Here is a 20,045-nt window from a genome sequence, read left to right as displayed (position 1 = left end):
GTTGACACATGGCGAAACGAGTTCCCGTGTTGATTGTCGGAGGCGGCCCCGTGGGGTTGTCCCTCGCAGGCGATCTCGGCTGGCGGGGTATCGACACCGTCCTGGTCGAGGCCCGCGACGGTTCCGTTTTCCAGCCCAAGATGGACATGGTCGGTATTCGCACCATGGAGTTCTGCCGACGCTGGGGCATCGTGGACGATGTGGAGTCCGCCGGGTACAACCGCGCCCAGGTGCAGGACTGCGCGTGGGTGACGAACCTCAACGGGTTCGAGTTCGGCCGCGAGGCGTTTGCCGCGCCACAGGACGAACGGTCCCCTGCTCAGAGCCCCCAGCACCGGGAGCGCTGTCCACAGAACTTCTTCGATCCGGTCCTCACCCGCTTCGCGAACAGCACCGGGCACGCGGACATCCGGTACCGCACCCGGTTGCTCTCGTTCGTCGACCACGGTGACCACGTCACCGCAACGGTCGAAGCGCGCGAGACCGGCGAGGTCTACGACATCGACGCCGACTACCTCGTGGGTACCGACGGTGGCGACAGCACCGTACGCACGGCGCTCGACATCGCGATGAGCGGCGACGGCGCGCTGACGTACACGTCCAATGCGATCATCAGGTGCACCGGTCTTCCGAGCCTGCACACGACGGCGCCGGCATACCGCTACATTTTCATCGGACCGGAGGGCACGTGGGCCACCCTCGTCGCGATCGACGGGCGCGATCAGTGGCGCTTCTCCCTGATCGGTGACGGCACGCAGCGCGAGGTCAGCGAAGAGGAGATGCGCGCAGCGATCGTCCGTGCCGTCGGCCGCGAGTTCGACTTCGAGATCCTGTCGATGCTTCCGTGGGTCCGGCGGCAACTGGTCGCGGACAACTACCGCAAGGGACGCGTGTTCATCGCCGGCGACGCCGCCCACCTCACATCCCCGACCGGGGGGTTCGGCATGAACACCGGGATCCTCGACGCCGTCAATCTGTCGTGGAAACTCGCCGCTCGACTGCAGGGCTGGGGCGGCGAGGAGTTGCTCGACAGTTACGAACTCGAACAGCGTCCGGTCGCGGTCCGCAACATCACGGAGGCCGGCGACAACCTGAGAAGGATGCTCGAACCGCGTCTGACGACACCCGACCAGAGGATCTTCGCGCCCGACGACACCCCGGAGACCCGGGCGGCGCGAAAGGCCTTCGGCGACCACTACACCGAGATGATGAAGCGCGAGTGGCACAGCATCGGCATCCATCTCGGCTACGTGTACGACGGGTCCCCGGTGATCGTCCCGGACGGAACACCGCTCCCGGCGATGCAGGTGTCCAGCTATGCGCCCTCCGCCCGCCCGGGATCCCGGGCGCCACACGTCTGGTTGGACGCGTCACGATCGATCCTCGACGAATTCGGCCCCGGATTCGTTCTGCTCCGCTTCGACCCCTCAGCGGACTCGGCACCGTTGCAGGCCGCCGCCGATCGGGCCGGTGTCCCACTGCGGGTCGTCGACATCGACGACCCCGTGGCATCGGAGTTGTACGAGCGAGCGCTGGTACTCGTGCGCCCCGACGGTCAGGTCTCCTGGCGTGGCGACACCATCGTCGAGGACCCGGAAGCGCTCCTCACCCGCGTATCCGGACGCCGCGAGCATGCGCTGGTGCTGCAATGAGGAGCGACCAGATGAGCGACCTCGTCGAATCTCGAGCGGACAGCACGCTGGCCGAGTTCACCGCCGACGTCTGCCGCCGGCTGGCGTCCGGCCTTCTCGACCGCACCGGCGACGACCTGCGCGACCTCGTCGCGCAGGAGGTGGACGGTCTGCGGGCCGCATTGTCGGATCCGTCGTTCCTCGACACGGCCGACGCACCCTCCGACCCTCCCTTCGTCAGCCCCAAGGGGTATACGACGATCAACACGAACCCGGTCACTAGCCGGCGCAATCCGCTCGCGCCCCTGGTCACCATCGAGCACGACGGTGATGTCGTCGAGATGACCACCACCCTGTCGCTCCCATACCAGGGTCCGCGGGGACGCGTGCACGGCGGCTACGCGGCCGTCCTGCTCGATCATGTGCTGTGGCACGCCGTCCGCAGCCGTCTCGACTCGGTCAGCTTCACGCGCAGTCTCACGATCACCTACGAGCAGGCTCTCCCCATCGGGACGGAGCTGACGATGACGGGGCGGGTCACCGAGATCGACGGCCGCAAGACGTTTGCAGCGGGCGAGATCAAGGCCGGGGACGTCGTCTGTGTCCGCGGCGAGGGTCTGTGGGTGTCTCCCCGCCCTCGGACATGACAGCGTCGACCTCACTGCCGAGCCCCGGTTCCGCACCGTCAGGAAACTGCACGGTGCCGGGCCGGGGCTCGGTCCGCGCGACCATACGGGTCGGTAGAATCAGATCAATGGTCAAAACATTCGGTCCACTTAATCGAGGATGGGAACATGACTGAGTCCGCTGCCCTGTTCCAACGCCAAGCCGAAGGCTCGCCGATCTTCACCAAGGTCCAGACACGCCGGGGGTTCGAGTACATCTACGAGCAGATCAGCGGCGCGGTCGCCGAAGGGCAGCTCAAGCCGGGCGACCGACTTCCCGCCGAGCGCGAGATGGCTCAGATCTTCGGGATCGCCCGGCAGAGTGTGCGCGAGGCGCTGCGTGCTCTCGAAGCATCGGGACTGGTCGAGTCGCGACTCGGGGTGACCGGCGGCGTGTTCATCCGCACCGGCGACCCCACCGTCGTGTCCCGGGCGATGACCAATCTGGCCTCGCTCGGAGGCCTGTCCCACGCGAGTGTTCTCGAGGCGCGAATCATCCTCACGTCCGACATCATCCGGATGGCCTGCGAGCGCGCCACCGAAGAGGACTTCCAGAAGCTCGATGAGGACATCACGTTCACCGAGCAGCAGTCCAAGACCGAGGCCGGTCTCGAGCGAACCGCACAGATCATGGAGTTCTACCACATCCTCGCCAGTGCCACGCACAACGAGGTGCTGGTCATGCTGACCGATTCGCTGTCCCAGATTGTGTACCTGCGGCTCAATCGAGCCGGCCCCAAGCCCAGCAAGGACATCGGAAAAGTCCGCCGGCGCATCCTCAACCATCTGCGCGCTCGGGACGCCGACAAGGCGATCGCGGAAATTTCCCGACACCTGAAACGGCTCGAGAAAGTCCTGGTCGAGGCCGAGAAGGCGAAAGAACTCGAACTCGACGCGTCGAGCTGACAACACAACTCGAGACCCACCCCGCTCGGTCGCGGGTGGGTCTCGAGTTGTGCGTGGAGCGGCCGACTCACAATTGCATGGCGATGAACTTCGTCTCCAGGAACTCGTCGAGGCCTTCGCTGCCTCCCTCACGACCCAGTCCCGACATCTTCGCCCCACCGAACGGCGCGGCCGAGTTCGACACCGAGCCCTGGTTCAGACCCACCATTCCCGACTCCATTGCTTCCGCCACCCGGATCGCGCGTCGCAGGTCCTCGGTGAAGATGTAGGACACGAGGCCGTAGTCGGTGTCGTTGGCGTATGCGATCACCTCTTCCTCTGTGTCGAAGGGAATCAGCGGCGCCACGGGGCCGAAGATCTCCTCCCGCGTGACCCTGGCCGTTGCGGGGACATCCCGCAACACGGTGGGTTCGAAGAAGTAGCCGGGGCGATCCGGGCGCTTGCCACCGAGGACCAGTTCGGCACCGGCTTGGACGGCATCCCGGACGAGGTCGTCGACAAGTGTCTGCTGCTTCTCGTTGATGAGAGGACCCAAGGTGACACCTTCCTCGACGCCCCGACCCAGGAAGAATCCCGACATCCGATCGGCGAGTTTGACGGCGAAGGTGTCCATCACCGAACGGTGCACGTAGATTCTGTTTGCGGCCGTGCAGGTTTCGCCGGCGTTGCGCATCTTCGTCAGCATGAGACTGTCGAGAGCATTCTCGATGTCGGCGTCGTCGAAGACGATGAACGGCGCGTTGCCGCCGAGTTCCATCGACGTCTTCAGGACCTTTTGCGCGGCCTGTTCGAGCAGGTGGACGCCGACGCTCGTCGATCCGGTGAAGGACAACTTCCGCGCCTTGCCCGATCGGATCAGCGGCTCGATGACCTCGCGCGGCGACTTCGTCGTGACGACGTTGACCGCACCGTCGGGCACGCCGGCCTCGTGGAACAACTGGGCGAGCGCGAACATCGTCAGCGGGGTTTCACTGGCCGGCTTGACGACACAGGTGCATCCGGCGGCGATGGCCGGCGCGATCTTCCTCGCGCCCATGGACATCGGGAAGTTCCACGGTGCGACCAGGATCGCCGGACCGATGGGCTGGCGCGTGACGATCATCCGCCCACCCCCGGCCGGGTTGACCTGGTAGTTCCCCGTCACCCGTACGGCTTCTTCGGAGAAGTGGCGGACGAAGTCTGCGGCCAGGGTAATCTCGGCCTTGGCCTCGTCGATCGGCTTCCCCGCTTCGAGGGTCATGATGAGGGCCAGTTCGTCGGCGCGTTCGAGCATCAACTCATAGGTCTTCCGGAGGATGTCCGAGCGGTGCCGCGCCGTGGTGGCCGCGAACGACGGCTGCGTCGCGACGGCGACGTCGAGTGCGCGCATCGCGTCTTCGGCCGAGGCGTCGGCGACCTGGCAGAGTACCTGCCCGGTCGACGGGTCGAATACGTCCAGGGTGGCGCCGCCCGTCGCCGGGACCCACTGCCCACCGATGAACAACTCTTTCGGCACCGCGGCGATACCGGCTTGTTCCTGTTCCACTGTGATCGTCATCGAATGACTTCTCCTTCATGTCGCATCGAGAGCGATGCGGTCTACGGATCGACAGCCCCACGCCCTGGCAGCATGGGGGCAGAGTGCGCTCGGGTCAGCGGGCCACCAGGCCACCGTCCACCGGCAGGGGCACACCGGTGACGAACGAGGAGTCGTCGGACGCCAACCACAAGGCCGCATGGGCGATCTCGTGCGGTTGACCCGGGCGGCCCATCGGAATCGCGGAAACGAACCTCTGCTCGGTCTCCTCGACCGTGAACCGGGGGTCGGAGGTCATGAAGTCGTTGTAGAGCATGGGTGTTGCCACCATGCCCGGACACACGGCGTTCACCCGGATACCGTCCGTGGCGTACCTGACGGCCAGACCCCGTGTCAGCCCCACGATTCCGGCCTTGAAGAGGGAGTACAGCGGGCTCTGCGCGGAGCCGACGAGTCCGGACGACGACGCGGTGAAGACGATGGATCCACCCTGCTGCGCGCGCATCACCGTGACGGCCTCGCTGGCGAGCAGTGTCGACTGGGTGACGTTCAGCTGCGCTGCGCGCTGGTACGCGTCGAGGTCGAGGTTCTCGACTTCCGAGGGAGCGGGGATTCCCGCGTGGCTCCACAGCACATCGAGACCCCCGAGCCAGCGCGTCGCTTCCGCGAACGACTCGCGCACGGCGTTGTTGTCGGACAGGTCGGCGACGAAGCCGGCCGCCTTCCCACCGCTGGCATTGACTGCTTCCACGACCTCTTTGAGCGCCTTCTCGTCGCGGTCGATCGCGGCGACGGCCGCGCCCTCACGGGCGAACAGTTCGACGCCGGCCTTGCCCATGCCGGATGCAGCGGCAGTGATGATCGTGCGCTTGTTCGGTAGTCGCATTCTCGAAACCTCAGTTCTTCTCTGTACGTTGGTGATTTGATTGCACGGCGGGTGATTGGGTCCTGGACCGGTCACTCTTCGGGAGCGAGGGTAACGGTGATTCCGTCCAGCGCCGTCGACCGTTCGACCTGACACGACAACCGCGATCTCGCGGTGTCGAAACTCTCGGTCTCTTCCAGCAGTTCCTGCTCGTCTTCGCAGCGTTCCCCGAGTTCCGCCGTGACTCGCGGGTCCAGGAACACGTGGCAGGTGGCGCACGACGCCGTTCCGCCGCACGACGCGAGGATCGGGAGACCGTTGTCTCTCAGCACCTCCATCAGCGACTGGTCCGGCTCCCAGTCGAGTCGGTGATGTTCGCCGTCGCGATCGATGACCACGATGCGCGGGTCGGCAGTATCGGGCGCCTCGGGATCGAGGACGTCGGCACGGCGGATGTCGGTCATTTCGGTTACCTCGCTCACTGAGCAATATCGGTCTGTGATTGGGCTAATTTGATCGAAGGGTCGGCGGCGCGGGCCGGGTCGAGTGCTGCGCCCGCCGCGATCAGCTTCTTCGCCGGAACGAAGTCCTTGAGCGCATCGACCGTGTCGATGGCGGCGAGTCTCCCCTCTCGCAGGTACAGCACGGAGAACTTGCCTGCCAATGCGCTGCCCCGCACCACGATGTCGTCGCTCTCATGTCGCAGGCCCGCCGTTTGCAGGCGGGTACCGTGCTGGACCGTCCAGAACCAGGGAACTTCCGTCTTGACCTCACATGACTGCGAGACGACGTGGTTCGTCGCGGTGATCGCCTGGGCGACGGCATTCTGTACGCTTTCGAGCCGCTGCCCCCGGGGCTCGCCGTCGCGCAGACAACGCGCGACATCCCCGATGGCGTACACCTCGGGGTCCGAGGTCTGGCAGTGGGGGTTCACCAGAATCCCATCGTCGCAAGCGATACCCGCATCTGCCGCCAGCTGCTGGTTCGGAACCACGCCGACGCCGACGACGACGATGTCCGTGTCCAATGACGTTCCGTCGGAGGTGACTACGCGCTGCACCCGGCCGTCGCCCTCGAACGCCCGAACGCCGGCACCGAAGACGAAACGCGCTCCGTTGCTCCTGTGCAACGACTCGAAGTGGCGGGACACGATCTCGGACGTCACGCGGCTGAGGACCCGGTCCCGGAATTCGACGATCGTCACGTCGCATCCACGCGCGGCGGCGGCTGCCGCCACCTCGAGGCCGATGTAGCCGGCCCCGACGATCGTCACTCGGCTTCCAGCGGTCAGCGCCTTCTGCAGGGCGAGAGCGTCCGCGTGTGAGCTGAGGGTGTGAACGCCCGGCAGGTCGGCTCCGGGCACATCGAGCCGGCGCGGAGTCGAGCCGGTGGCGATGATGAGCCGGTGGTAGGAATGCCGCACCCCGCCGGCGAGTTCGATCTGCCGGGCGGCCCGGTCGATTGTCCGCACCGGGCGGCCGCTGATCCGTTCGATGTTGTTGTCCCTGTAGAACGTGTCCTTGCGCAGCAGGCTCAGGGCGGTCGGATCCGCCGACTTCAGCATCTCCTTCGACAACGGGGGCCGCTCGTACGGCGCGGTCTCCTCCTGGTCGACGAGGACGATTCCCCCGTCCCAGCGTAGTTCGGCCAAGCGGGCGGCCGCCTGGACCCCGGCATGCCCCGAACCGATGATGATGACCGGTTTATCCGACACCGCGCACTCCTCTCTACTCGGTGGTCCGAACGGACGCACCGCCACTACGACTGGGCGATCAGGTCCACGCGCAGCGTCTCCGGACCGGTCGTCATGCTGTTGCCCTTCAAGAACACGAGATCGTTGGGCTCGTCGAACGACACGGACCGAACCTTCTGCCCGAGCAGCTCCGCCGTCACTCGCGTTTCCAACCGTGCAAGGGGCGCACCGAGGCAGCTGTGCACGCCGTAGCCGAACCCGAAGTGGCCCTCGGTATCACGATCGATGTCGAAGATGTCCGCATGCGACCACACGGTGTCGTCGCGGTTGGCCGAGGCGATGAGCAGTCTGACGATCGAGTCGGCGGGAATGGTGACGCCTGCGATCTCGGTGACCTCCGTCGTTCGCCTGACCGCACGGTGAACCGGTCCGCGCATCCGCACGAGCTCCTCGACGAAACGCTCGGCATCTCCGGGGTTCTCGCGTAGGCGACCGAGGAGGTCGGGGTTGTAGCTCAGCTCTCGGAATCCTCCGCCGATCAACCGCATGGTCGTTTCGAAACCGGAGACGAAGATGAACCCGCACAGCTCGGTGGCCTCCTTCTCCGACAGCAGTCCGTCGTCCTTCCACATCCGGGCGATGTGCCCACCCACCGATTCGCTGCGGATATCGTAGAGACGCAGCAAATTGTCGCGGAGGTAGTCGAAGAACTGCAGCGTGTAGGCCTCGTCGTCGTCATCGCCCGGGGCGCTGCGGGACAGCCGAGCGAAATACACGAACATCTTGTCCGACCACAGTTCGACCTTCGCGAGGTCGTCGATGGGCACATCGAGGATCCCGCTGATCGTCGCCATGGTCAACGGTCGCGCATAGTTCTCGACCACCTCGCCACCGCCGGACGCGATCAACTCGTCCAGCTTGTCGGCTGCAACCTCCCGGACTCGGTCCTCCACGGCTGCAATCGCCTTCGGGGTGAAGGCGGCGGCCACGACCTTGCGGAGACGAGTGTGGTCGGGGGCATCGATCAAGGTCAGGAACGCGAGCGGCTGCTCGTCGTTGACCTGGGAGCGGAAGACTTTCGGCTTCCGCATCGCCCGGCGCACGTCCTCGTGCCGCGCCACCATCCAGACGTCGCCCCCGTCGTGCCGGACGCGCAGCACGGGAGCGTTCTTCCTCATCCACGCGTAGTGCGCGTAGGGCTCGCCCTGGGTTCCCTCCTCGTCGATGATCCGATACGGCGCGAGTCCGTCCGGCCAGTCGAGTTCGTGCGAGTACCGCGGAAGTGTGGGGTTCTCCAAGCCTGTCGGCATCGTGGTCCTTCCCTCGGGGTAGGCAGAATGAATAGCCCGTCATTGCAGCGTCTTTCGCTTGTGCGCCGCTGCGGCGGGTGGTCGTCAAAAGTCGTGTCTCAATACTGGCAAGCGTGACCGGCGACACAAATAGCGTTTTCACTCAGTGAAAATATCCGCAAAAGTGCTGGTCAGCGGTCTATTTTGGCACGCCGAATCCCGCCGAGGCAGTGCCCCGGCGGTCCGGTGTAGTGCGAACTATTCGATGTGCAGGGCTACCGTTCCGGTCAGCTCGAGACGGCGGCAGACCTCGTCGCGTAACGCTCCTCCAACGCGTCGTAGAAGGGTTTCGCGACGAGCCGCTGGCGCTCCTGCCAGCCCGTGAGCTGGTGGGCGACGGCGTCCAATGATCCAGTCGCCCGCAGTCCGTCGAGCACCTGCAGGGTGCCCTTGATCGCTCCTTGTAACGCAGCGTTCGCGAACAGCGCGATGGAATACCCCGTCAGGTCGTCGAGTGGCACGAAGGGCGTCTTCCCGCCTTCCACGAAGTTCACCAGCTGTGGGCACGCCAGACGCTCCGGCACGGCGTGCACTTCCTCGACCGTCTGCGGCGCCTCGACGAACGTGACGTCAGCGCCTGCCTCCCGATACGCGGCGGCACGGTCGATCGCGGCGTCGAAACCCTCGGTCGCGCGAGCATCGGTTCGTGCCACGATCACGAGGTCGTCGTCGCGCCGCGCGTCGACGGCCGCGTGTATCTTCTGCACCATTTCCTCGGTGCCGACCAGCTGCTTTCCGCCGAAATGACCGCAGCGCTTCGGAAACAGCTGGTCTTCGAGCTGGATTCCGTCCGCCCCTGCCCGCTCGAGGTCACGAACGGTCCGCCGCACGCTGACAGCGTTCCCGAACCCGGTGTCCGCGTCGACGATCAGCGGCAGGTCGGTCGCGTCGCGGATCGCGGCAACGTGCGCGGTCAGCTCGGTCAATGTCACCAACCCGATGTCGGGAAGACCCAGAAAGGTATTCGCAATTCCCGCGCCCGTCACGTACACCGCTTCGAACCCGACCTCCTCGACGAGTCGCGCGGTCAGGGCGTTCGCGGCGCCGGGAACCACGAGAAGCGGGCCCGTCGTGATCCGCCGCCGCAGGAGCTGTGTTGTCGTTTCAGCCATTTGTCGAATTCCTTCGTGTCGTCGAAATCAGGGCGCGACGTCTCTCGTCGCAGCTCACAGACCCATCCGCTGTGCGACCAGCTCGCGATGGTGCGCGGGCGTGCCGAACAGCGACGCATTACTCTTCGCGCGCCGGAAATACAGGTGCGCGGGGTGCTCCCAGGTGAAGCCGATGCCCCCGTGGATCTGAATGGTGTCGTAGGCAACCTGTACATACGTCTCGGCGCACAGCGCCTTCGCCATGCCCGCCTCGACCGCAAGGGTGGCGGGATCGTCGACGGCGACCTGCGCGACCCGGTAGGCGGCCGCCTTCGACAGCTCCACCGAGAGCAGCATGTCGGCAAGTTTCTGCTTGATCGCCTGATAACTGCCGATGACCTTGCCGAATTGGGAACGCGTGCGCGCATACTCGGCGGCCAGTTCGACCTGCCGCAAGGCGCCTCCGACGTCCTCGGCGGCGACCGCGACCGCTGCGAGGTCGAGCATGCGTTCGACGCCGATTGCCGCTCCGCCCTCGGCGCCGATCAGCCGGGCCGGCGTCCGGGAGAACACCATCGTCGATTGCTTACGCGTGCGGTCCATGGTGTCCATCGGCCGCACCGTGAGCCCCGCCGAACCGGCACTCACCTCGAACAACGACAGTCCCAGGTCTGTTCGGGCCACGACCAGTACGACGTCGGCGGTTCCGCCGTCGAGAACGAAAAGCTTCTCACCGGTCACTGCCCACCCGGTTGCGTCCCGCTCGGCTGTGATCGCGATACCATCGCCGTCCCACCGCCCGGAGCTCTCCGCCAACGCGACCGTCGCGATCACCGAACCGTCGGCAATCACGGGGAGCAGGCGGGTCTTGGCCTCCTCGTCACCGGATTCGAGCAGTAGGTTCGCTGCGAGCACGGCCGACGACAGAACAGGGGCACACACCAGAGCGCGTCCCATTTCCTCGAGCACGATCGACATTTCGAGCTGCGTGAAGCCCGACCCGCCGTACTGCTCGGGTATGGCGAGGCCTTGCAGACCGAGTTGCCCGGCCATCTGCGCCCACACCCGGCGGTCGTAACCGTCGTCGGTCTCCATGAGACGCCGGACCTCGTCCTCGCTGGACTTCTCTTCGAAGAACCGCCGGACTACCCGCCGGAGTTCGTTCTGTTCCTCGCCAAATACGGATGCCACGACAGTCGGCCTCTCTCGATTCCCAGCTCGTGATAAATGGTTCTACCTTAAGGTAGATCTGGTCATCGGTTCGGTCAACCCCGGGAGTCGCCGACACTGTGTACACACTTGGGAAATTCGCACCTGCGCAGGCAAATAGAGCGAACGCACATTTCGGTCTCCGACCCATCTCGCACAGACGCGGTGATTCACAGCTCTTGACTTTCGCGAGAAGACGCGGCTTAGATGTGACAGCGGTCATACCGCAGGCCGACGCCCGCAGAACTCGCGTTCACGCACGCCCAACCGCTCGTGATCGAGTATTGGCGCGCCCTTCCGATCATGACCGCAGGCTTTCTCCCACCCACCTGTCCCCGAACGAGGTGTTGGCACATGGCATCCCCCATCGACCACCGACCGCCCACCGATATCCGCACCGTGCGTCGAGCCGGAGCGATCGGCAACTTCATCGAGTACTTCGACAACGCGCTCTACGGCTTCTTCGCCGTCACCATCGCCCAGCTGTTCTTCCCCGAAGTGGACCCCGTGGTCGGTCTGCTGTCGACCTTCGCGCTCTTCGGGGTGTCGTTCGTCGTCCGGCCTCTCGGTGCGATCGTCTTCGGGCACATCGGAGACCGGTGGGGACGCAAGACCGTCCTCATCAGCTCGATTCTCATGATGAGTCTCGCGACTGCGGTCATCGGCATGCTGCCGACCTACTCGACGGTAGGAATTCTTGCACCGGTACTGCTCCTGCTCTGCCGGCTACTGCAAGGCTTCTCGACCGGAGGTGAGTCGACCACGGCCTTCGTTCTCGTCGTGGAGCATTCTCCCGTGGCGAGCCGCGCCCGCAACACCGCGCCTCTCGTCTCGTCCACTATCGGTGCCAGTGCTGCCGCATCGCTCATCGCAATGATCATCAGCTCTCTGGTGTCCACCGAAGTACTCAACGCATGGATGTGGCGCGTGCCGTTCATCCTCGCGATCCCGCTCGGCATCGTGGGACTCATCCTGCGGATGAAGGTAGACGACGCCGACGTCTACAAGGCGGCTGCCGAGGTATCCTCGGTGATCAGGAGCGATGAGAAGAACCACCGCTCCCCGCTCGTCCAGGCGTTCCGCGTGGCCAAGGTCAAGATGTTGGTCCTCTTCCTCTGGGTAGCCTTCAAGGCCACCATCGGCTACATCACCGTCGCATACATGGCAACCAACTTGATGCACTTCGAGGGCCACAGCAAGACCAGCGCGTTCGCCATCATCGTCATCGCACTCGGCATTGCGTGTGCAGCGATGTTTCCGATCGGTCGCCTCGCCGATCGGATCAGCAGAAAACACTTCGCGATGATCCTCGCTGCCGGGATATTGGTCTGGAGTTACCCCACCTTCGTCATGGCGGGCCATGGGTTCGTCGTCGCGACCATCGGGCTCACGATCTTTGCCACACTGCAGTTCTCGACCATGATTACCGGAGGCCTCGCCGTCGTCGAACTCTTTCCCGTCGACATCCGAGCCAGCGCGAGTGCTCTCCCCTATGCTCTCGCCTTCACGATCTTCGGCGGCACAGCCCCGCTGGTCGCCACGTGGCTGGCCTCCGAGTTCTCCCCCACCGCACCGGCCTTCTACGTGATGATCTGCGCGATCGGTGGATTCTTCGTCGGCTGGCTCGGCCTTCCGAATGCCAGCGAGATGGCAGTATTGTCCGAAGACGACGGCATCGAACTCGATATGACGGAGCGAGAGGTAGCGGAGGCGGAGCCGACTCGATGAACGAAGAATGATCGGATCAGCCCTACGCAGTGGCAATCGTTCACAAAGCGGGCTGCGAGCGCCCGAGGTGGATCGCTGTGTCAAGTACCGAGGGTGAATCCCTGATCAGCCGCGTGACGAGGGTGCTGGAAGCATTCGACCGGGACAACGAGTCGATGCCGCTCAGTACCCTCGCTCACCGCGCCGGACTGCCCATTCCCACCACGTACCGGCTCGTCACGGAAATGGTGAAGTACGGCCTCCTCGACCGTGCACCCGACAAGGACATCAAGATCGGGTTGCATCTGTGGGAACTCGCCTCCCACGGCAATCGGGGGGTCGGACTCCGCGACGCCGCCCTGCCCTTCATGGTCGATCTGCAAAGCGCAGTCCACGAGGTCGTCACCCTCGCCGTGCTGGACGGCGAAACAGCGCTCTTCCTCGAGCGACTCGCACCGGCCCAGACGACCCTGGAGGCCGGACGCATCGCTGAACGCCACCTTCTGCACGCATCATCGTCCGGGCTGGTCCTCCTCGCCTTCGCCTCTCAGGAGTTCCAGAACGAAGTGTTGTCCCGGCCCCTCGAGCGGCTCACCGACAACACCGTGACCAACCCGGACCAGCTTCGCCGACTCCTCGCCGACATCCGGCAACGACACTTCGTCTACGCGGACGGTTACGGCAGACCGGGGTGGACGGGAGTTGCCGTCCCCGTCTTCGGCCGAAAGCACGAGGTCGTCGCGTCCCTCAGCATCGTGTACCGCAGCCGTGACGAGAGCCCCCAGTCCCAGTTGGCGGCGATGCGCACCGCCGCCGCGGGAATCAGCCGGACCCTGACCGGCCCCCACTGACCCGCGGGCGGATCCCCGGACTCTAGTCCCCGATCCGATCCCCCGTCTCCGGGTGGAACAGGTGCACCGCTCCGTCTCGCTTGCGCAGTGAGACGGTGTCGGCGAGCCGGGCGGGGGTGCGGGTCAGGGACCGGGCGACGAGTTGGGTGCCGTCCCCGGCGATGTGGGTGTGGACGTAGGATTCGCTCCCGAGTTCCTCGACGAGGTCGACGATCACCTCGATGCCGCCGTCCCCGGTCGACAGTTCGAGCTGCTCGGGGCGCACACCGACCGTCACGGTCTCCAGGCCTGCCGCGTGCAGCGTCGACAGCTGGTCGCGTTCGAGCGGGAGCGTCGAGTTTCCGAGCCGCACACCGCCGCTGACGATGGGCATGGTCATCAGGTTCATCGCGGGAGAACCGATGAAGCCGGCCACGAAGGCGTTGGTGGGCCGGTCGTACAGCTCGGTGGGCGCCGAGAACTGCTGCAGCTTACCGTCCTTGAGGACGGCCACCCGGTCGCCCATGGTCATGGCCTCGACCTGGTCGTGGGTGACGTAGACGGTGGTGGTGCCGAGCCGGCGCTGCAGTGCCGCGATCTGGGTGCGGGTCTGGACGCGGAGTTTGGCGTCGAGGTTGGACAGTGGCTCGTCCATGCAGAACACCTGCGGTTCGCGCACGATTGCGCGTCCCATCGCGACACGCTGACGCTGACCACCGGACAGCTTGCCGGGCTTGCGGTCCAGGTAGTCGGTGAGGTCGAGGAGTTTGGCCGCCTCGGCCACCTTCTTCTTGCGTTCCTCGACGCCGACCCCGCGCATCTTCAGCGCGAAGCCCATGTTCTCGCCCACCGTCTTGTTCGGGTAAAGGGCGTAGTTCTGGAACACCATCGCGATGTCGCGGTCCTTCGACGGCACCTCCACCATGTCCTTGCCGTTGATGGTGATGGTGCCCTCGTCGATGTCCTCGAGGCCGGCGAGCATCCGCAGCGCCGTGCTCTTGCCGGAACCGGACGGTCCGACGAGGACGATGAACTCGCCGTCTTCGATCTCGAGGTCGAGCGTATCGACCGCCAGCGTGTCGGCGTTCTCGTAGATGCAGGATGCGCCCTTGTACGCGATGTCAGCCATGATTGCTCCTCTGGTGGGTACCGAAGTCGGGGGAAGTGGTTGCGGGGGTGATCATTTGATGGCGCCGAAGGACAGGCCGCGGACCAGTTTGTTCTGCGCGACCCAGCCGGCCAGGATGACCGGGAGCGCCGCCAGCGTCGCCGCCGCCGACAGCCGGGCCCAGTACAGGCCCTCACCGGTGATGAATCCGACGAGGAACACCGGAATGGTCTGCGCCTGGACGGCGGTGAGGTTGACGGCGAAGAAGAATTCGTTCCACGAGAAGATCACGCAGATCAGCGCGGTGGCCGCGATGCCGGGTGACACCAGCGGAAGGATCACCTCGCGCACCGACGTCCACAGGCTCGCCCCGTCCATGCTCGCGGCCTCCAGGAGTTCGCCCGGGACCTCGAGGAAGAACGAGCGCATCATCCACACCGCGATGGGAAGGTTCATCGCCGTGTACAGGATGATCAGCGCCCAGATGTTGTCGAGCAGGCCGATGTCGTTGACGATCACGTACAGCGGGATGATCGCGGCAACGATCGGGAGCATCTTCGTGCTGATGAAGAAGAACAGGGCGTCCTTCGTCTTGCGGACCGGCCGCAGTGACAGCGCGAACGCCGCCGGGACACCGAGCACCAGCACGACGATCGTCGACATGGCGGTCGCGAACGCCGAATTCAGCAGTGCCGTGCCGATTCCGCTGTCGAGGACCGCCTTGAACTGGTCCAGCGTGGGTGTGAAGAACAGCTTCGGCGGAGTCGTGTAGGCGTCGCCCTCCTGCTTGAACGCGGTGAGGACCATCCACGCCACCGGGAAGAAGAACCCGAGGGCCACGATCCACGCGACCACACTCCACGGGCTGAACTTGCGATGCTTGCGCGCCCGCTTCGTCTCCGGAGCGGCGGGAGCGGACTCCACCGGCGCCGCCGCAGTTTCGGTACTCATCACGCTGCCTCCTCGTTACCGGAAAAGCTCTTGAAGATCAGGCGCAACGCCAGGGTCGCGACGACAATCGTCGCGATCACGACGATGACGCCCATCGCCGCGGCCTGCCCGATGTCGAAACCGAGGAATGCGCGCTGGTAGATGTAGAAGGGAAGGTTGGCGCTGGCAGTGCCCGGCCCGCCCTGCGTCATCATGTAGATGGCGTCGAACGTGTTGATCAGGTAGATGGCGCCGAGCACCGCACCGAGTTCGATGAACCGGCGCAGGTGCGGGAGCGTCAGTTCGCGGAACATCGCGAACGGCTTGGCGCCGTCCACCCGCGCCGCCTCCAGGATGTCGCGGGGCATGGACTGCAGTCCGGCCAGGATCAGCAGCATCATGAACGGCGTCCACTGCCACACCAGGCTCACCATCACCGAGGCCAGTGGGAACTTGCTGACCCAGTCGACCTGCCCCACCCCGAACGGGGAGAGCACGAAGTTGACGATGCCGAACACCGGGTCGAACATCGTCGTCTTCCACAGCAGCGCACCGGCGACGGGTGTCACCAGGAACGGCGTGATGAGGAGGGTACGGACGATGCCGCGGCCCAGGAACGCGCGGTCCAGCAGCAGTGCGAGCAGCAGGCCCAGCACCACCGAGATCAGCACCGTCCCGACGATGAGGATCACGGTGTTGACCGCGACCTCGCGGAACTGGCTGTCCTGGAACACGTCCGCGTAGTTCTGCAGCCCGACGAACTCGCGGGAACCCGGCCGCACCAGGTTCCACGACTGCGTCGAGTAGTACAGCGTGAACAGGAACGGGATCTGGGTCACCACGATCATGAAGATCAGTGCGGGCAGCAACGGCCCCCGGCGACGCCAGCCCTCGGCCCGGGAGACGCTGTCGTCCTTGGCCTCCCGCAGTTCACGCACCCGGTCGGAGGTGCCGCCCGCGGTGGGTTTCTCGGCGATGGTTGTCATCGGTCCTCCCGGTATGTCGCGCCGACCACCTCGGCGTACTGCTGTGCCTGGGCGAGCGCCTCGGGCACGGTCTGCTGGCCTGCGATCGCCGCGCTGATCTGCTGGCTGACGCGGGTTCCGAGATCCTGGAACTCGGGGATCGCCAGGAACTGCACGCCCGTGTACGGAACCGGTTGCACGGTAGGAGCTTCCGGGGTCGCGTTCTCGATCGCGTCGAGCGTCAGCGGTCCGTACGCCGCCGAGGCCTCCTTGTACTCGGGAATCTCGTAGGTCGAGAGCCTGCTGCCCGGAGGCACCCGCTCCCAGCCGAGATCTTCACCGACCGTGCGTATGTATTGCTTGTCGGTCATCCACGAAATGAACTTCCAGGCCGCATCGGGGTTCTCGCTGCTCTCGGGGATTCCGAGTGCCCAGCTGTACAGCCAGCCGGAGTTGTCCTTCACCTCGATGGGCGCGGGTGCATACCCGATCTTGCCGACGACGGCGCTCGACGACGGATCCTCGAGCGTGGAGACGGCGGACGTCGAGTCGTACCACATCGCCACCTGGCCCTGAGACAACTGCGTGGCGCACTCGCCGAAACCGCTCGTCGCGGCGCCCGGCTCGCCGTAGTCGCGCACCAGATCGACGTAGAACTGGACCGCGCGTTCCACCTCGGGGCTGGTCAGCTGAGCGTTCCAGTCCTCGTCGAACCAGCGGCCGCCGAACGTGTTGATGACCGTGTCGAGGGGTGCCAGCAGTTCACCCCAGCCGGGCTTGCCGCGCAGGCAGATGCCGGCCATGTCCTCGGAGTCGAGTTGCTTCGCCGCCGCGGCGACCTCGGTCCAGGTCGGCTTCTCCGACAGGGTGATTCCGGCCTGCTCGAACAGGTCCTTGCGGTACATCAGGAACGAGGACTCGCCGTAGAACGGCACCGAGTACATGCTCCCGTCGTAGGACAGCGACTCCCGCAGGGTGGGAATGAAATCGGCCTCGTCGTATCCCTCCGTCGCCTGGGCGTACTCCGACAGATTCTTCAGCCAGCCGTACTGCGCCCACTGCGGGGTCTCGTAGTTGCTGATCATCACGACGTCGAACTCCCCGCCGCCGGTCGCGGTGGATGCCGTGATCTTCGCACGCGCCTGGTTCTCCGACAGCGTGACGAATTTCAGGTCGATGTCGGGATTCTCCTCCTCGAACTGCGAGGCCAGTTTCTGGGCGTCCTGCATCTGCGAGTTGGAGACCATCGCGATGGTGATGGTCTGGTCCGAGGCGCCCAGCGATCCGGCGCCCGCACATCCGCTGAGCGCGAGGGAGAGCACCCCCGCGCCGGCTACCAGCATCGCCGCCGGTTTCCTGTGTTTCTTCACCGATCTTCACCTCTCTTGCGTGGTGCTACTGATCGAGCAGCCAACGCGCGCATTCGATGTCGCAGACCAGCATCTTGGCCAGTCCGCCGTGGAGGGCACCCAGTGCCGCTTGGTGTTTGGCGACGCCACCCGTGACGAGGATTGATCCCCCGCACGCGCGGATGTCGTCGAGCGGAACGGACATGGCCCGTTCGTCCAGTGGGCCGCCGACCTCGGTGCCGTCGAGCCGGTAGAAGCGCCCACCGACTTCGCCGACCGCACCGAGGCCGGTGAGCACGGACAGCATGTCCGTGTCGATGAAGCTGCCTTCGAACAGGGTGGTCGACGTCGACACGGCGCCCGTGCCGAACATCATCATCTCCGCGGTCCGGCCCGCCTCGAGCGCCTTGGAGATGACCGAGTCGCCCCGCATGGATACCACAGTCGACGCGTCCGCGTACAGGGGAACGGGAAGCCGAACGGTGTTGGCCTGCAGCTGCTCTGCGCATCGACCGAGGACATACTCCGTTCCGGTCTGGTAGTTGATCGCACTCACCGCGCCGTCGAGCTGGACGACGGAGGCGCACGTGGCCGCGCCGGACGGCAGGCCCTGCGCGACGGCGACCGTCTCCGGCCCCCACGTGAATCCGAGGGTGTCGCCTTCCCGGATCCGGCGAACGAGCAGGGACGCGGCGGCGCGCCCGACGCCGGCGAAGCTGTTGTGGTCGTCGATCGCTCCGGTGGCGTCGACGGAATCTGCGACCACCACCGCCTCGAGGAGGTCGAACTTCTCCTCGAGCGCGCGCTCCTCGTCCGAACGCAGTGCATCACGCAGATGCGCGGGAGCCTGCACCTCGATGCGCACCAGGCCCTGGGCGCGGGCTCGCGCCACCAGCCGACCCGCGGTCGGGCGGGAGACGCCGAGGCGGGTGGCGACCTCGGCCTGGGTCATTCCGTCGAGGTAGTACAGCGTTGCAGCACGCAACGCGAGGCGCAGATCCTCCGTCGTGGACGGCGGTGGTGCCGCGATGAGAGACGGCGCCGGGGCCGTCGGGTTGGGGGACGTCACTGGTTCTCCTCGCCATGATCCCGGGCCCGTCGAGTGTGTCCTCGGCGCCTCGGGAATCCGTGAGCAAATGATCACTATGCGTTCTTCTGCTCAATACGCTAGCATCGAAGTGTGACCCACACAACACTCCCTTCGGATATCCCCAGGACAATGCGTGCCAGCGTGCTCGTCGAGCCGGGCGTGATCGAGATCCGGGAACGCCCCGTGCCCACTCCCGGCCCGGGCGACGTGCTGGTCCGCGTCGCCTCGGTCGGCGTCTGCGGATCGGACGCCCACTACTACCGCGAGGGCCGGATCGGTGAGTTCGTGGTCGACCAGCCGATCGTGCTGGGACACGAGGCGTCGGGCACCGTCGTGGGCGTCGGCAGCGGGGTCCCGGCGGCACGCATCGGGCAGCGAGTCTCCATCGAACCGCAGCGCCCCGACCCGGACACCGACGAATCCCGTCGCGGTCTCTACAACCTGTGCCCGCACATGCAGTTCTATGCCACCCCGCCGATCGACGGCGCGCTGGCCGAGTACGTGACCATCGGCTCGGCCTTCGCGCATCCGGTTCCCGACGAGATGTCCGAGGACGCGGCCGCACTGTGCGAACCGCTGTCCGTGGCCATCGCCACCACCCGCAAGGCCGGCGTCACGGCGGGTTCCCGGGTGCTGATCGCGGGCGCCGGGCCGATCGGCATCGCGACGGCGCAGACCGCCCTCGCGTTCGGTGCCACCGAGGTCATCGTCTCGGACCTCGATCCGCAGCGACGTGACGTCGCAACGAAATTCGGCGCCACCGCGGTGCTCGACCCGCGCGAGCAGGACGTCGCGGGACTGCACGTGGATGCGTTCGTCGACGCGTCCGGCGCCCCGAGCGCGGTCCTGGCCGGCATCGAGGCGGTGCGGCCCGCGGGAACGGTCGTGCTGGTGGGCATGGGCGCCCCCGAGATGACGCTGCCCGTCCAGACCATCCAGAATCGAGAGTTGGTGCTGACCGGGGTGTTCCGCTACGCCAACACCTGGCCGACGGCGATCGCACTCGCGCGGTCCGGGCGGGTCGACCTCGATTCGATGGTCACCGGAAGATTTCCGCTCGCCGAAGCGGAGCAAGCACTGAACGCAGACCGGGCGCCGGGCAGCCTCAAGGCCGTCGTACGCGTCCAGGAATGAGGAGAGA

At 65.7% G+C, this 20,045-nt stretch carries 18 protein-coding genes; 6 read left to right on the top strand and 12 right to left on the bottom strand.

Annotation, left to right across the window (positions count from 1 at the left end; translation table 11 throughout):
• The first annotated feature begins 26 nt into the window (after window positions 1-26).
• The 3 genes from JWS13_RS30175 to JWS13_RS30165 all read left to right on the top strand — a co-directional run bounded on the left by JWS13_RS30175 (window position 27) and on the right by JWS13_RS30165 (window position 3,202).
• Window positions 27-1,652, top strand: a complete 1,626-nt coding sequence (locus JWS13_RS30175; RefSeq protein ID WP_206009040.1) for an FAD-dependent oxidoreductase — start codon at window positions 27-29, stop codon at window positions 1,650-1,652.
• An 11-nt stretch (window positions 1,653-1,663) separates the two neighbouring features.
• Window positions 1,664-2,278 carry a PaaI family thioesterase gene (locus JWS13_RS30170; RefSeq protein ID WP_206009039.1) on the top strand — a complete coding sequence of 205 codons (615 nt, stop codon included), beginning with the start codon at window positions 1,664-1,666 and terminating at the stop codon, window positions 2,276-2,278.
• Between the two features lie 147 nt (window positions 2,279-2,425).
• Complete coding sequence (locus JWS13_RS30165) at window positions 2,426-3,202, top strand: FadR/GntR family transcriptional regulator (RefSeq protein ID WP_206009038.1); 777 nt, start codon at window positions 2,426-2,428, stop codon at window positions 3,200-3,202.
• Window positions 3,203-3,269: 67 nt separating this feature from the next.
• Here JWS13_RS30165 and JWS13_RS30160 read toward each other — a convergent pair whose 3' ends face one another.
• The 7 genes from JWS13_RS30160 to JWS13_RS30130 all read right to left on the bottom strand — a co-directional run bounded on the left by JWS13_RS30160 (window position 3,270) and on the right by JWS13_RS30130 (window position 10,907).
• Window positions 3,270-4,739, bottom strand: coding sequence for an NAD-dependent succinate-semialdehyde dehydrogenase (locus JWS13_RS30160; protein ID WP_206009037.1), 1,470 nt, complete (start codon window positions 4,737-4,739; stop codon window positions 3,270-3,272).
• Window positions 4,740-4,833: 94 nt separating this feature from the next.
• The gene (locus JWS13_RS30155; protein WP_061042879.1) at window positions 4,834-5,604 is read right to left on the bottom strand and encodes an SDR family NAD(P)-dependent oxidoreductase; all 771 of its coding nucleotides are present in this window, start codon (window positions 5,602-5,604) and stop codon (window positions 4,834-4,836) included.
• A 71-nt stretch (window positions 5,605-5,675) separates the two neighbouring features.
• Entirely contained in the window at window positions 5,676-6,047 is a 372-nt protein-coding gene (locus JWS13_RS30150; protein WP_206009036.1) for a 2Fe-2S iron-sulfur cluster-binding protein, read from the bottom strand.
• A 14-nt stretch (window positions 6,048-6,061) separates the two neighbouring features.
• Complete coding sequence (locus JWS13_RS30145; RefSeq protein WP_206009035.1) at window positions 6,062-7,297, bottom strand: NAD(P)/FAD-dependent oxidoreductase; 1,236 nt, start codon at window positions 7,295-7,297, stop codon at window positions 6,062-6,064.
• 44 nt (window positions 7,298-7,341) lie between these two features.
• Window positions 7,342-8,586 carry a cytochrome P450 gene (locus tag JWS13_RS30140; RefSeq protein WP_206009034.1) on the bottom strand — a complete coding sequence of 415 codons (1,245 nt, stop codon included), beginning with the start codon at window positions 8,584-8,586 and terminating at the stop codon, window positions 7,342-7,344.
• Between the two features lie 266 nt (window positions 8,587-8,852).
• Window positions 8,853-9,737, bottom strand: coding sequence for an isocitrate lyase/PEP mutase family protein (locus tag JWS13_RS30135; RefSeq protein ID WP_206009033.1), 885 nt, complete (start codon window positions 9,735-9,737; stop codon window positions 8,853-8,855).
• A gap of 54 nt (window positions 9,738-9,791) precedes the next feature.
• Window positions 9,792-10,907: an acyl-CoA dehydrogenase family protein gene (locus JWS13_RS30130; RefSeq protein ID WP_206009032.1), complete on the bottom strand. Its 1,116-nt coding sequence runs from the start codon at window positions 10,905-10,907 to the stop codon at window positions 9,792-9,794.
• Between the two features lie 372 nt (window positions 10,908-11,279).
• On the opposite strand from JWS13_RS30130, the gene JWS13_RS30125 reads away from it, so the two are divergent.
• Both JWS13_RS30125 and JWS13_RS30120 read left to right on the top strand, forming a co-directional pair.
• Window positions 11,280-12,653, top strand: coding sequence for an MFS transporter (locus JWS13_RS30125; protein ID WP_206009031.1), 1,374 nt, complete (start codon window positions 11,280-11,282; stop codon window positions 12,651-12,653).
• Between the two features lie 77 nt (window positions 12,654-12,730).
• A complete protein-coding gene (locus JWS13_RS30120; protein ID WP_206009030.1) occupies window positions 12,731-13,483 on the top strand; it encodes an IclR family transcriptional regulator in 753 nt (250 codons plus the stop codon).
• 22 nt (window positions 13,484-13,505) lie between these two features.
• Here the strand turns inward: JWS13_RS30120 and JWS13_RS30115 are convergent, their stop codons facing one another.
• Genes JWS13_RS30115 through JWS13_RS30095 form a run of 5 tightly spaced genes read right to left on the bottom strand, consistent with a single transcriptional unit; the run spans window position 13,506 to window position 18,883 of the window.
• Window positions 13,506-14,591 carry an ABC transporter ATP-binding protein gene (locus JWS13_RS30115; protein WP_206009029.1) on the bottom strand — a complete coding sequence of 362 codons (1,086 nt, stop codon included), beginning with the start codon at window positions 14,589-14,591 and terminating at the stop codon, window positions 13,506-13,508.
• Between the two features lie 51 nt (window positions 14,592-14,642).
• Window positions 14,643-15,521, bottom strand: coding sequence for a carbohydrate ABC transporter permease (locus JWS13_RS30110; RefSeq protein WP_206009028.1), 879 nt, complete (start codon window positions 15,519-15,521; stop codon window positions 14,643-14,645).
• Complete coding sequence (locus JWS13_RS30105) at window positions 15,521-16,486, bottom strand: carbohydrate ABC transporter permease (protein WP_206009027.1); 966 nt, start codon at window positions 16,484-16,486, stop codon at window positions 15,521-15,523. Before JWS13_RS30105 ends, JWS13_RS30110 begins: the two co-directional genes overlap by 1 nt.
• A complete protein-coding gene (locus JWS13_RS30100) occupies window positions 16,483-17,808 on the bottom strand; it encodes an ABC transporter substrate-binding protein (RefSeq protein WP_206011792.1) in 1,326 nt (441 codons plus the stop codon). Before JWS13_RS30100 ends, JWS13_RS30105 begins: the two co-directional genes overlap by 4 nt.
• A gap of 52 nt (window positions 17,809-17,860) precedes the next feature.
• Window positions 17,861-18,883, bottom strand: coding sequence for a sugar-binding transcriptional regulator (locus tag JWS13_RS30095; protein WP_206009026.1), 1,023 nt, complete (start codon window positions 18,881-18,883; stop codon window positions 17,861-17,863).
• 150 nt (window positions 18,884-19,033) lie between these two features.
• On the opposite strand from JWS13_RS30095, the gene JWS13_RS30090 reads away from it, so the two are divergent.
• Window positions 19,034-20,038, top strand: a complete 1,005-nt coding sequence (locus JWS13_RS30090) for an NAD(P)-dependent alcohol dehydrogenase (RefSeq protein ID WP_206009025.1) — start codon at window positions 19,034-19,036, stop codon at window positions 20,036-20,038.
• Window positions 20,039-20,045: the final 7 nt, after the last annotated feature.

Origin of the sequence: Rhodococcus pseudokoreensis (assembly GCF_017068395.1) — a bacterium.
GTDB classification, from domain to species: Bacteria; Actinomycetota; Actinomycetes; order Mycobacteriales; family Mycobacteriaceae; genus Rhodococcus_F; species Rhodococcus_F pseudokoreensis.
The sequence above is the reverse complement of the archived record's forward strand: the minus strand, read 5'-3'. Positions and strand labels throughout refer to the sequence as shown.